The sequence below is a fragment of the Klebsiella sp. EMBS2024 genome (assembly GCF_036233805.1).
Lineage (GTDB): Bacteria > Pseudomonadota > Gammaproteobacteria > Enterobacterales > Enterobacteriaceae > Klebsiella > Klebsiella pneumoniae.
This window is the reverse complement of the sequence record NZ_JAZARW010000001.1, coordinates 132068-145418: the sequence shown is the minus strand read 5'-3', so window position 1 is coordinate 145418 and position 13351 is coordinate 132068. Positions and strand designations below refer to the sequence as shown.

Sequence of the window (13351 nt, the reverse complement as noted above, 5' to 3'; positions counted from 1 at the left end):
CAGCAGCAGCAGCGCCGGCAGCAGTTCCAGTCCGCCACGCCAGCCCAGCGTCAGCAGACGCTCAGCCATCTGCGCGCCAACGCCCTTAGCGGCAACGAAAGCCGCGCCCCCTCCTGGCAAGCGCAGCAGGAACGAGGACTGCAGAGCCGCCAGTTTTCCGGCGTAAACCGCGAGTTACGCGAGGGCGCCAGAGAACGTCTTTCCGAACACCATGAACTGCGTCGCCGCTAAGGATGAGCAGAATGAGAAACTCATTATCCGTTGCCCTGTTTACGTTAATGCTGTCGCCGCTTGCCGCCTTCGCCCAACAGCAGTTTGCCACGCCGGAACAGGCCGCAACTGCGCTGGCCGAAGCGATCAGCCAGCCTAATGAAGCCGCGCTGAGCGAAGTACTCGGCGATAACTGGCAGCAGTTTTTACCCACGGACGGGATCGACCCTGCCGCCGTCGATCGCTTTCAACGCGACTGGCAGGTGAAACATGTCATCATCCAGCAGGGTGGCAAAGCCTGGCTCGATGTCGGTAGCGAGGCATGGCGTCTGCCCGTGCCTATCGTAAAAACGTCTGAGGGATGGCGCTTTGATATGGCCGCTGGCGAAGAGGAGATCCTCACCCGCGCCATCGGCCGCAATGAGCTGTCGGCGATCGCCGCCATGCATGCCTATGTTGATGCCCAGCAGGATTATTATCATCTGAACCACCGCTGGGCGCAGAAAATCATCAGTAGCGAAGGCAAAAAAGATGGCTTGTACTGGCCAACTTCGCCGGGCGAAGCGCCAAGCCCGCTCGGTCCGGCCTTTAGCCCGACGGTGCCCGGTAGCGGCTACCATGGCTATCGCTTTCGAATTATCGCCGGTCGCGATGACCAGAGCGTCGCCTTGCTGGCCTGGCCGATAGCCTGGGGTGAAACCGGCGTGATGAGCTTTATGATCGATCAGCAGGATAGGGTCTATCAGGCCAATCTCGGTGAAGAGAGCGCCGCAAAGGCACAGGAGATAACGCGCTTTACCCCCGACGCTGACGCCGGCTGGCAGGTGGCAGAACCTTAAAAAAAACGCCCGGTTGCACTCACGCAACCGGGCGTTTTCATTCACTTAGCCCTGGTGAGGCATCAGAGAAGGATCGCCGGCAAAGGCTGGTTTTGTGCTGGATAATGCCGCTTCGTCAGCGCTGATGCTACCGGAATTCGCCGCCCATACCCCTTCATTGGTCTTCGTCATCTGCTGATGCTGGGCATTCAGATCCTGGCCCATCGCCGCAATGTGGGTCGTTTCCGTACCGCCGCTGTTGTCCGCCCAGGGAATGTTGGCGTCAGCGGCGCAAGCCACACCGGTAAAAAACGTTGCAGCGACCAGCGCTGTGGTTAAAAAGCGTTTCATCTCACACCTCATCGATATCATTAACTACCTATAAGTTTACTGAGTGACTATTTTCAAAGTATGTATGAGGTGTAGCGGTTTATGAACAGTGACATAGTTCTAAACATCAGGCATAAAAAAAGCGGCTCCCGGAGCCGCTTTTGCTTTTTTCCTGAAAGAAAAAGTTACTTTTTCTTCGCTTTGGCGTTTGGCAGGTCGGTGATGCTGCCTTCGAACACTTCCGCCGCCAGGCCAACGGACTCGTGCAGAGTCGGGTGAGCGTGGATGGTCAGGGCGATGTCTTCAGCGTCACAGCCCATCTCGATAGCCAGGCCGATCTCTCCCAGCAGCTCGCCGCCGTTGGTGCCGACAATCGCGCCGCCGATAACACGGTGGGTCTCTTTGTCGAAGATCAGTTTGGTCATACCATCTGCGCAGTCAGAAGCGATAGCACGGCCGGAAGCAGCCCACGGGAAGGTGGCGGTTTCGTAGCTGATGCCTTTCTCTTTCGCTTCTTTCTCGGTCAGACCGACCCATGCCACTTCTGGTTCAGTGTAGGCGATGGATGGGATCACTTTCGGATCGAAGTAGTGTTTCAGACCGGAGATAACTTCTGCGGCAACGTGGCCTTCATGGACACCTTTGTGCGCCAGCATCGGCTGACCGACGATATCGCCGATAGCAAAGATGTGCGGCACGTTGGTGCGCATTTGTTTGTCAACGCGGATGAAGCCGCGATCGTCAACTTCCACGCCAGCTTTACCTGCATCGAGGTTTTTACCGTTCGGGACGCGGCCGATAGCGACCAGCACTGCGTCGTAACGCTGCGCTTCCGCCGGTGCTTTTTTACCTTCCATGGAAACGTAAATACCGTCTTCTTTCGCTTCAACGGCAGTCACTTTGGTTTCCAGCATCAGGTTAAATTTCTTGCTGATGCGTTTGGTGAAGACTTTCACCACGTCTTTGTCGGCAGCCGGGATAACCTGGTCGAACATTTCCACCACGTCAATCTCTGAACCCAGCGCATGGTATACGGTACCCATTTCCAGACCGATGATACCGCCGCCCATCACCAGCATGCGTTTCGGTACAGATTTCAGTTCCAGCGCGTCGGTGGAGTCCCATACGCGCGGATCTTCATGCGGGATAAACGGCAGCTGAATCGGACGGGAACCCGCCGCGATGATAGCGTTGTCGAAGTTGATCACGGTTTTGCCGTTTTCGCCTTCCACTTCCAGGGTGTTAGCGCCGGTAAATTTACCCAGACCGTTAACCACCTTCACTTTACGACCTTTGGCCATGCCAGCCAGACCACCGGTCAGCTGAGTGATGACTTTTTCTTTCCAGGTGCGGATCTTGTCAATGTCAGTTTTCGGTTCGCCGAAAACGATGCCGTGTTCGGCCAGCGCTTTCGCTTCTTCGATAACTTTTGCCACGTGCAGCAGCGCTTTAGAAGGGATACAACCCACGTTCAGACAAACACCACCGAGGGTGCTGTAACGTTCTACGATGACGGTTTCCAGACCTAAATCAGCGCAACGGAAGGCTGCAGAGTAACCTGCGGGGCCTGCCCCAAGTACCACGACCTGAGTTTTGATTTCAGTACTCATCATGACCTCTGTAATTTATATCCGGCGGGTCTGACGCTATTATTCTTACGCCCAAGTCCACCGGGACGTTCTATCCGCGTGTATTTTACAAAATTGTTAACAATTTTTAAACAACAAACGGCAAACGATTTTGTCCTTTGTTGCTGATAATCCCCAACAGCCTGAGGTTATCAGAAAAAAGCCGGCCGTCAGGCCGGCTTTTTCGATTACATCACCAGGCGGCGAATGTCGCTCAGGGTGTTGTTAATGATGGTAATGAAGCGGGCACCATCAGCACCGTCGATGACGCGGTGGTCGAAGGACAGAGAGATCGGCAGCATCAGGCGCGGCACAAACTCTTTACCATTCCATACCGGCTCCATCGCGGACTTAGACACGCCGAGGATGGCCACTTCCGGCGCGTTAACAATCGGCGCGAAGTGGGTGGTACCCAGGCCGCCGATGCTGGAGATGGTGAAGCAACCGCCCTGCATTTCGCCAGCCGTCAGTTTGCCATCGCGCGCTTTCTTCGAGATGGTGGTCAATTCACGAGACAGCTCGGTGATGCTCTTCTTGTTCACGTCTTTGAAGACCGGAACCACCAGACCGTTCGGGGTATCCACCGCCACACCGATGTTGATGTATTTCTTCAACGTCAGGCGCTGACCATCTTCGGAGAGCGAGCTGTTGAAGCGCGGCATCTGCTCAAGCGCAGCGGCAACCGCTTTCATGATGAAGACCACTGGAGTGAATTTCACGTCCAGTTTACGCTTCTCAGCTTCGGCATTCTGCTGCTTGCGGAACGCTTCCAGATCGGTGATATCGGTTTTGTCGAAGTGGGTAACGTGCGGGATCATCACCCAGTTACGGCTCAGGTTGGCGCCAGAGATTTTCTGGATACGACCCAGCTCCACTTCTTCGACTTCGCCAAACTTGCTGAAGTCAACCTTCGGCCACGGCAGCATGCCCGGGATACCGCCGCCAGCGGCAGCCGCCGGTGCGGATTCAGCGCGTTTAACCGCGTCTTTCACGTAGGCCTGAACGTCTTCGCGCAGGATACGACCTTTACGGCCGGTGCCTTTCACTTTCGCCAGGTTAACACCGAACTCGCGCGCCAGGCGGCGAATCAGCGGGGTCGCGTGAACGTAGGCATCGTTTTCAGCGAATTCGCTTTTACCTTCTGCTTTCGCAGCCGGCGCAGCGGCAGGCTTAGCGGCCTGAGCCGGGGCAGCAGCTGGTGCCGGGGCAGCAGCCTGAGCCGGAGCGGCGGCAGGCGCAGCGCCTTCCACTTCGAAGACCATGATCAGGGAACCGGTTTTGACTTTATCGCCGGTGCTGATTTTGATCTCTTTAACGGTACCCGCGAACGGCGCCGGAACTTCCATAGAGGCTTTGTCGCCCTCTACGGTGATCAGGGACTGTTCCGCCGCGACTTTATCGCCGACTTTAACCATCACTTCGGTGACTTCAACTTCGTCGCCGCCGATGTCCGGGACGTTAACATCTTTCACGCCTGCTGCGGCAGCCGGAGCCGCAGCAGCCGGCGCGGCAGCCTGTGCCGGAGCGGCTGCAGGCGCAGCGCCCGCCACTTCGAAGATCATAATCAGGGAGCCGGTGGAAACTTTATCGCCGGTATTGATTTTGATCTCTTTGACGGTACCGGCGAACGGCGCCGGAACTTCCATAGAGGCTTTATCGCCTTCTACGGTGATCAGGGATTGCTCAGCGGCGATGGTGTCGCCCACTTTAACCATGATCTCAGTGACTTCGACTTCATCGCCGCCGATATCCGGGACGTGAACTTCTTTCGCTGCCGCGGCAGCCGCTGGAGCAGCGGCTGCCGGAGCGGCTTCTTTCTTCTCTTCCTGCGCAGGTGCAGCGGCGGCTGCACCTTCGGCGGAATCGAAAATCATAATCAGTTTGCCAGTCTCGGTTTTGTCGCCGACGGAGACTTTAATCTCTTTCACGACGCCAGCCTGCGGAGACGGGACTTCCATAGAGGCTTTGTCGCCTTCTACGGTGATCAGCGACTGTTCAGCTTCTACTTTGTCGCCAACTTTGACCAGGATCTCGGTGATTTCAACTTCATCAGCCCCGATGTCCGGTACTTTGATTTCGATAGCCATTATTCTTTTACCTCTTACGCCAGACGCGGGTTAACTTTTTCTGCATCGATGTCGAATTTCGCGATAGCGTCAGCCACCACTTTCTTATCGATTTCACCACGTTTAGCCAGTTCGCCCAGCGCTGCTACGACCACATAGGAAGCATCGACTTCGAAGTGGTGACGCAGGTTTTCACGGCTGTCGGAACGACCGAAGCCATCGGTACCCAGTACGCGGTAATCATCAGCCGGTACGTAAGTACGAACCTGCTCAGCGAACAGTTTCATATAGTCAGTGGATGCCACTGCCGGAGCGTCGTTCATTACCTGAGCGATATACGGCACGCGCGGGGTTTCCAGCGGGTGCAGCATGTTCCAGCGTTCGCAATCCTGGCCATCACGCGCCAGTTCGGTGAAGGAGGTAACGCTATACACGTCGGAACCCACGCCGTAGTCTTTCGCCAGGATCTGCGCTGCTTCACGCACGTGACGCAGGATAGAACCGGAGCCCAGCAGCTGAACTTTACCTTTGCTACCTTCGATGGTTTCGAGTTTGTAGATACCTTTACGGATACCTTCCTCGGCGCCTTCCGGCATGGCCGGCATGTGGTAGTTTTCGTTCAGCGTAGTGATGTAGTAGTAAACGTTCTCTTGCGCTTCGCCGTACATACGGACCAGACCATCATGCATGATGACAGCCACTTCATAGGCGTACGCCGGGTCGTAAGAGATACAGTTCGGGATAGTCAGCGACTGAATGTGGCTGTGACCATCTTCGTGCTGCAGACCTTCGCCGTTCAGGGTAGTACGACCGGAAGTCCCGCCAATCAGGAAGCCGCGAGCCTGCTGATCGCCAGCCGCCCAGCACAGATCGCCGATACGCTGGAAGCCGAACATCGAGTAGTAGATGTAGAACGGGATCATCGGCAGGTTGTTGGTGCTGTAAGAGGTCGCAGCAGCCAGCCAGGATGCGCCTGCGCCCAGCTCGTTGATCCCTTCCTGCAGAATCTGGCCTTTCTCGTCTTCTTTGTAGTAAGCAACCTGCTCACGGTCCTGCGGGGTATACTGCTGGCCGTTCGGGCTGTAAATACCGATCTGACGGAACAGACCTTCCATACCGAAGGTACGCGCTTCGTCGGCGATGATCGGCACCAGACGATCTTTGATCGACTTGTTCTTCAGCATCACGTTCAGGGCGCGAACGAAAGCGATAGTGGTAGAGATTTCTTTGTTTTGCTCTTCCAGCAGCGCGCTGAAGTCGGCCAGGGTCGGCAGCTCGAGTTTCTCAGTGAAATTCGGCTGACGAGTCGGCAGATAGCCGTTCAGCTTCTGACGCTGAGCGTGCAGGTAAGTGTGCTCTTCGGAACCTTCCGGGAAGGTTACGTACGGCAGTTTTTCGAGATCGGCATCCGCCACCGGCACATTGAAACGATCGCGGACGTAGCGAACACCGTCCATGTTCATTTTCTTAACCTGGTGCGCGATGTTCTTACCTTCAGCGGTATCGCCCATACCATAACCTTTAATGGTATGCGCCAGGATCACGGTCGGCTGACCTTTGGTCTCCTGCGCTTTCTTCAATGCAGCGTAGACTTTCTTCGGATCGTGACCACCGCGGTTCAGAGCCCAGATCTGCTCGTCAGTCCAGTCAGCGACCAGGGCAGCGGTTTCCGGATATTTGCCGAAGAAGTGCTCACGAACGTAAGCGCCGTCTTTGGATTTGAAGGTCTGGTAGTCGCCGTCAACGGTTTCGTTCATCAGCTGAATCAGCTTACCGCTGGTGTCTTTACGCAGCAGCTCATCCCAACGGCCGCCCCAGATAACCTTGATAACGTTCCAGCCAGCACCACCGAAGATGCCTTCCAGTTCGTTAATGATTTTGCCGTTACCGGTGACCGGTCCGTCCAGACGCTGCAGGTTGCAGTTGATGACGAAGACCAGGTTGTCCAGTTTTTCACGGGTGGCGATGGTGATAGCGCCTTTTGATTCCGGCTCATCCATCTCGCCGTCGCCCAGGAAGGCGTAAACGGTTTGTTCGGAGGTGTCTTTCAGACCGCGGTGTTCCAGATATTTCAGGAATTTGGCCTGATAGATAGCGCCCAACGGCCCCAGACCCATGGATACGGTCGGGAACTGCCAGAATTCCGGCATCAGTTTCGGGTGCGGATAAGAGGACAGACCCTTGCCGTGAACTTCCTGGCGGAAGTTGTCCATCTGCTCTTCGGTCAGACGGCCTTCCAGGAACGCACGTGCATATACGCCCGGAGAGATGTGACCCTGGAAGTACACCAGATCGCCGCCATCTTTCTCAGTGCGCGCACGGAAGAAGTGGTTGAAACAGACTTCGTAGAAGGTCGCGGAAGACTGATAGGACGCCATGTGGCCGCCCAGTTCGAGATCTTTTTTCGACGCGCGCAGAACGGTCATGATGGCGTTCCAGCGAATCGCAGAACGAATGCGACGTTCCAGATCCAGATTGCCCGGGTATTCCGGCTCATCTTCAACGGCAATAGTGTTGACGTAGTTGCCGGCGGAAGCGCCTGCAGCAACCTTCACTCCGCCTTTACGTGCTTCAGAAAGGAGTTGGTCAATCAGATACTGAGCGCGCTCAACACCTTCTTCACGGATGACCGATTCGATCGCCTGTAGCCAGTCGCGAGTTTCGATCGGATCCACGTCATTGTGTAAACGTTCTGACATGGGGGTATTCCTTATCTATCTAATCGTTGATTAATCTGGAACCTGTCCCATTGAACTCTTCGTTCTTCACGCTGGAACAACCAAAAATTCAATAAGACAGGTTCTGCGTTTAGTTGCCGCGCTCTAAAAATGGCGCTTAAGAACCGGAGTTCTCGTCCTTTCGTTGCTGTAAACGACGCAGTGAGCGCTCTCGACGGCTCTGCTCACGACTACGATCCAGCAAAATTTCCTCAATGAACGCCAGGTGACGGTGCGACGCTTCACGCGCCTGCTCCGGCTCCCCGGCCATTATCGCCTCGAAAATGCGAGTGCGATGGTTGCTGACCAACGGGAGCATTTCCCGCCGGGCATACAGCAATTCAAAGTTCTGACGCACGTTTTGCGCCAACATCGGCTCCATACACCTTAGCAGATGAAGCAACACCACATTGTGTGCCGCCTCGGTGACGGCGATTTGATACTGGACGACGGCGCCGGACTCAGCGTCCAAATCGCCCGACTGCTGAGCGCGTTCAATAGCCTGATGCAGCTCACGGATACGGTCGCGATCCTCATCATTGCTGCGCAGCGCCGCGTAATAGGCCGCGATGCCTTCCAGCGCGTGACGGGTCTCAAGCAGATCGAATTGGGATTCAGGGTGATCGGACAGCAGCTCAACCAGCGGATCGCTGAAGCTCTGCCACAGGCGGCTCTGAACAAACGTTCCACCTCCCTGACGACGAAGCAACAAGCCCTTGGCTTCGAGGCGTTGAATCGCCTCACGCAGCGAGGGGCGGGAAACGTCGAACTGTTTAGCCAGTTCGCGTTCTGGCGGGAGTTTTTCACCGGGGCGCAAGGTCCCCTCAAGAATCAGAAACTCCAGCTGCTGCTCTATCACATCGGATAATTTTGGTTGGCGGATTTTGCTGTAGGCCATATTCCCTGTCTCTGCCATTAGCCCGGAGTCAATTGGTCTTACCAATTTAAAGTTCGTAGCGCTAAAGTAACAAAGTATTCACCTTCTGTCCATACAGGTTTTGATTGAAATCAGTAAACCCGGGACATTTTAACAACCTTACAGAAATAACATTTCAGAAATGTAACCTTGCACAAATGTTACGTTTACTCACAAAGAGGTAGCCTTAACTTTATAGAAACGAAAAATTACGCTTTCTGAACCGATTCAACGCTGCAATAAATGAATACATAGTCACTTACAGTGAATAAATAATGACAAAGCAGCATGCATCAAAATACGACAGATTGTGACTATTGATGTCTTTTTAGACACATCGTCATCATCCCTTCATAAAGCAGGTGCATTCAAACGCGCTTACCACTATTCTGCCGGAGACGAAAGGCCTTTTTCGGAATTACCACACAGCCTTCCGTAAACAAAACAATACAGAAACGGAAGTTCCAAAATACACAAACACAACAATATGTGCGCGCCATCACTCGGGTAAAAAGTGGGCCACTTCGCCCAAATTTTCGCTGGCTATGCTTTCAGGCAGGGACAGCAGTGAAGCAGCAACCTGACGGATGACGTACACAAAAAATAACCACACACGAGGTTTCATATGGAAGGTCAACAGCACGGCGATCGGCTGAAGCGCGGCCTGAAAAACCGTCACATTCAGCTCATCGCGCTGGGCGGGGCTATCGGCACCGGCCTGTTTCTGGGGAGCGCGTCCGCCATTCAGTCCGCCGGCCCGGGTATCATTCTTGGTTACGCTATCGCCGGTTTTATCGCTTTCCTGATCATGCGTCAGCTGGGCGAAATGGTGGTGGAAGAGCCGGTGGCCGGCTCATTTAGCCACTTTGCTTACAAATACTGGGGCGGTTTTGCCGGCTTCGCCTCCGGCTGGAACTACTGGGTACTGTATGTCCTGGTGGCCATGGCGGAACTGACCGCCGTTGGCAAATATATCCAGTTCTGGTGGCCGGAAATCCCTACCTGGGCCTCGGCGGCGGTCTTCTTCATCGCCATCAACGCCATTAACCTGACCAATGTCAAAGTGTTCGGTGAAATGGAATTCTGGTTCGCGATTATCAAAGTGGTCGCCGTAGTGGCGATGATTTTGTTCGGCGGTTGGCTGCTGTTCAGCGGCAACGGCGGCCCGCAGGCGACGGTACGTAACCTGTGGGATCAGGGGGGCTTCCTGCCGCACGGCTTTTACGGGCTGGTAATGATGATGGCGATCATCATGTTCTCCTTTGGCGGCCTGGAGCTGGTGGGGATCACCGCCGCGGAAGCGGATAATCCGGAGCAAAGCATTCCTAAAGCCACCAATCAGGTTATTTACCGTATTCTGATCTTCTATGTTGGTTCGCTGGCGGTGCTGCTCTCCCTGCTGCCGTGGACCCGCGTCACCGCGGACACCAGTCCGTTCGTCCTGATCTTCCATGAACTTGGCGATACGCTGGTGGCAAACGCTCTGAACGTGGTGGTGCTGACGGCAGCGCTGTCGGTTTATAACAGCTGTGTGTACTGCAACAGCCGTATGCTGTTCGGCCTTGCTCAGCAGGGCAACGCGCCAAAAGCGCTGCTCAGCGTCGACAAACGCGGCGTGCCGGTGAATACCATTCTCGTCTCGGCCCTGGTCACTGCGCTGTGCGTGCTGATCAACTACCTGGCGCCTGAATCTGCTTTCGGTCTGCTGATGGCGCTGGTGGTCTCGGCCCTGGTCATCAACTGGGCGATGATCAGCCTCGCGCATATGAAATTCCGTCGCGCCAAAAAGCAGCAGGGCGTGGTCACGCGTTTCCCGGCCCTCTTCTATCCGCTGGGCAACTGGCTGTGCCTGCTGTTTATGGCGGCGGTGCTGGTGATTATGCTGATGACCCCGGGGATGGCGATTTCCGTCTGGCTGATCCCGGTATGGATTGCGGTGCTGGGCGTGGGCTACCTGTTTAAAGAGAAAGCCGCCGCCACCATAAAAGCACAATAATACATCTCATCAATACTTCACTTTGCTCTGCGCCCTCCCCTGAATAATGGGCGCAGAGCATTGTTATCTGCTTCACACTTTCCCCTCCATAGCTTATTTATCCATATCGTCAACGAGTTCCTGCAACGTATTTCTGCCAACCGCAGCCAATAATTCTCTCCATACTGCAACGGAGAGACCGCACATGGCAGAGAACACGCTTTCAATAAGAGAAAAGATTGGTTACGGGATGGGTGATGCCGGATGCAATATTATCTTTGGCGCCATCATGCTGTTTGTGAACTATTTTTACACTGATATATTCGGACTGGCGCCGGCGCTGGTCGGCGTACTTCTGCTCTCGGTGCGAGTCATCGATGCGGTAACCGACCCTATCATGGGCGCTCTTGCCGACCGCACCCGTAGTAAATATGGTCGCTTTCGTCCATGGCTGCTGTGGATCGCCTTCCCCTACGCCCTGTTCAGCGTCCTGATGTTCACCACTCCTGAGTGGACCTACAATAGCAAAGTCATCTATGCGTTTGTGACCTACTTTCTGCTGTCGATTACCTATACCGCGATTAATATTCCCTACTGCTCGCTGGGAACGGTGATGACCGCCGATCCGAAAGAGCGTGTTGCCTGCCAGTCTTATCGTTTCGTCATGGTGGGTATCGCCACGCTCCTGCTGTCATTGACGCTGCTGCCAATGGCCGACTGGTTCGGCGGCGCCGATAAAGCGAAGGGCTACCAGATGGCGATGACCGTGCTGGCCTTTATCGGTATGTGTATGTTCCTGTTCTGCTTCGCCACCGTGCGCGAACGTATCCGCCCGGCGGTGCAGACGAATGACGAACTGAAAAAAGATCTGAAAGACGTCTGGAAAAATGACCAGTGGGTGCGCATCCTGCTGCTCACGCTGTGCAACGTCTGTCCGGGCTTTATCCGCATGGCCGCCACCATGTACTACGTCACCTGGGTGATGGGACAAAGCACCCATTTTGCCACCCTGTTTATCAGCCTCGGCGTAGTTGGGATGATGATTGGCAGCATGCTGGCGAAAGTCCTGACCGACCGCTGGTGCAAACTGCAGGTTTTCTTCTGGACCAATATCGTGCTGGCCGTGTTCTCCTGCGCCTTCTATTTCTTTAATCCACACGCCACCACGCTGATTATGGTGCTCTACTTCCTGCTCAACATTCTGCATCAAATCCCTTCCCCGCTACACTGGTCGCTAATGTCCGACGTTGATGACTACGGCGAATGGAAAACCGGCAAGCGCATCACCGGTATCAGCTTCTCCGGTAATCTGTTCTTCCTGAAGGTTGGCCTGGCGGTCGCCGGGGCGATGGTCGGTTTCCTGCTGTCATGGTACGGCTACGACGCCGGCGCGAAAGCGCAAAGCGCCTCCGCGCTGAACGGTATCGTGCTGCTATTCTCAGTCATTCCCGGCGTCGGCTATCTGATCACCGCCGGCGTGGTGCGTCTGCTGAAGGTTGACCGTACCCTGATGCGCCAGATTCAGAGCGATCTGGAGAAGCGCCGCAGCAACTACAGCGAGCTGAACGAATACCAGGAACTGAAAACCAGTGAACACGTAAGGAAAGCCTGATGAACAACTGGCCAAACCCCTTTATTGAACAGCGTGCAGACCCCTTTATCCTGCGCCATCTTAGCCACTACTACTTTATTGCCTCGGTGCCGGAATACGACCGGCTGGAGATCCGGCGCGCGGTAACCCTTGAAGGATTACGCGATGCTGAGCCGGTCGTGGTTTGGCGCGCGCCGCAAAGCGGGCCGATGAGCCAGCTGATTTGGGCGCCGGAGCTGCATGAAATAGACGGTAAGTGGTATATCTATTTTGCCGCCACCCATACTCACGATCTGGATGCGCTGGGGATGTTCCAGCATCGCATGTTCGTTCTCGAGTGCGCTGACAGCGATCCGCTGACCGGCCGCTGGCAGGAAAAAGGCCAGGTGGTCACGCCTTTCGATACCTTCGCCCTCGATGCCACCACTTTTACCCATCAGGGGAAACGCTGGTATCTGTGGGCGCAAAAATCCCCGCATATCGAAGGCAACTCAAACCTGTATCTCGCCGAAATGGCTAACCCGTGGACGTTAAAAGGCGAGCCGGTCATGCTGAGCAAGCCGGAGTTCGACTGGGAGTGCCGGGGATTTAAGGTCAACGAAGGGCCTGCGGTACTGATGCATGGCGATAAGCTATTTATCAGCTATTCCGCCAGCGCCACCGATGAAAACTACTGCATGGGGTTGTTATGGATCGACCGGCAGGCCAATCCGCTGCAGCCGGCAAACTGGCATAAAGCTCCGCAGCCGGTGTTCCGCACCAGCTATGAAAACCGCCAGTATGGCCCAGGTCATAATAGTTTTACCCAAACGCCGGAAGGGGAAGATGTGCTGGTGTATCACGCGCGGAATTACACTGAGATAGAAGGCGACCCGCTGTATGATCCCAATCGCCATACGCGGTTAAAGCTGGTCAGCTGGCGGGAAGACGGGATGCCCGACTTCGGTATTCCACCGGCGGATACGCTGTAGCGGTTCGGAATGTTACCCGCTGGCGCGGGTTCTCCAGGCCGGGTCAGGCGAAGCCGCCACCCGGCAACATGACCAGCACGGCGTCTGATATATCGCCCGGCGACGCTGTTGTTTGCCGGGCCTACGTGA

Annotated in this window: 9 protein-coding genes and 1 pseudogene; 5 read left to right on the top strand and 5 right to left on the bottom strand. The window is 55.2% G+C overall.

Annotated features, from left to right (window positions below; genetic code table 11):
- Together VZP09_RS00635 and VZP09_RS00630 are read left to right on the top strand one after the other, a co-directional pair.
- Positions 1-231, top strand: a pseudogene (locus VZP09_RS00635) (DUF3300 domain-containing protein); the annotation flags it as partial.
- An 11-nt stretch (positions 232-242) separates the two neighbouring features.
- Complete coding sequence (locus tag VZP09_RS00630) at positions 243-1049, top strand: DUF2950 family protein (protein WP_004177402.1); 807 nt, start codon at positions 243-245, stop codon at positions 1047-1049.
- Between the two features lie 45 nt (positions 1050-1094).
- Here VZP09_RS00630 and VZP09_RS00625 read toward each other — a convergent pair whose 3' ends face one another.
- The 5 genes from VZP09_RS00625 to pdhR all read right to left on the bottom strand — a co-directional run bounded on the left by VZP09_RS00625 (position 1095) and on the right by pdhR (position 8667).
- Positions 1095-1379, bottom strand: coding sequence for a hypothetical protein (locus VZP09_RS00625; protein WP_032434216.1), 285 nt, complete (start codon positions 1377-1379; stop codon positions 1095-1097).
- 164 nt (positions 1380-1543) lie between these two features.
- The gene (gene lpdA / locus VZP09_RS00620) at positions 1544-2968 is read right to left on the bottom strand and encodes a dihydrolipoyl dehydrogenase (protein WP_002888731.1); all 1425 of its coding nucleotides are present in this window, start codon (positions 2966-2968) and stop codon (positions 1544-1546) included.
- Positions 2969-3174: 206 nt separating this feature from the next.
- Positions 3175-5073, bottom strand: coding sequence for a pyruvate dehydrogenase complex dihydrolipoyllysine-residue acetyltransferase (aceF, locus tag VZP09_RS00615; protein ID WP_004147092.1), 1899 nt, complete (start codon positions 5071-5073; stop codon positions 3175-3177).
- Positions 5074-5087: 14 nt separating this feature from the next.
- Entirely contained in the window at positions 5088-7751 is a 2664-nt protein-coding gene (aceE, locus tag VZP09_RS00610; protein WP_328794828.1) for a pyruvate dehydrogenase (acetyl-transferring), homodimeric type, read from the bottom strand.
- Between the two features lie 136 nt (positions 7752-7887).
- Complete coding sequence (pdhR, locus tag VZP09_RS00605; RefSeq protein ID WP_002888699.1) at positions 7888-8667, bottom strand: pyruvate dehydrogenase complex transcriptional repressor PdhR; 780 nt, start codon at positions 8665-8667, stop codon at positions 7888-7890.
- A 643-nt stretch (positions 8668-9310) separates the two neighbouring features.
- On the opposite strand from pdhR, the gene aroP reads away from it, so the two are divergent.
- From aroP to VZP09_RS00590, 3 genes are all read left to right on the top strand, one after another.
- A complete protein-coding gene (gene aroP / locus VZP09_RS00600) occupies positions 9311-10681 on the top strand; it encodes an aromatic amino acid transporter AroP (protein ID WP_328794827.1) in 1371 nt (456 codons plus the stop codon).
- A 184-nt stretch (positions 10682-10865) separates the two neighbouring features.
- The gene (locus VZP09_RS00595; protein ID WP_004145929.1) at positions 10866-12272 is read left to right on the top strand and encodes a glycoside-pentoside-hexuronide (GPH):cation symporter; all 1407 of its coding nucleotides are present in this window, start codon (positions 10866-10868) and stop codon (positions 12270-12272) included.
- On the top strand, positions 12272-13222 hold the full coding sequence (locus tag VZP09_RS00590) for a glycoside hydrolase family 43 protein (protein ID WP_328794826.1): 951 nt from the start codon (positions 12272-12274) through the stop codon (positions 13220-13222). Before VZP09_RS00595 ends, VZP09_RS00590 begins: the two co-directional genes overlap by 1 nt.
- Positions 13223-13351 lie beyond the last annotated feature (129 nt).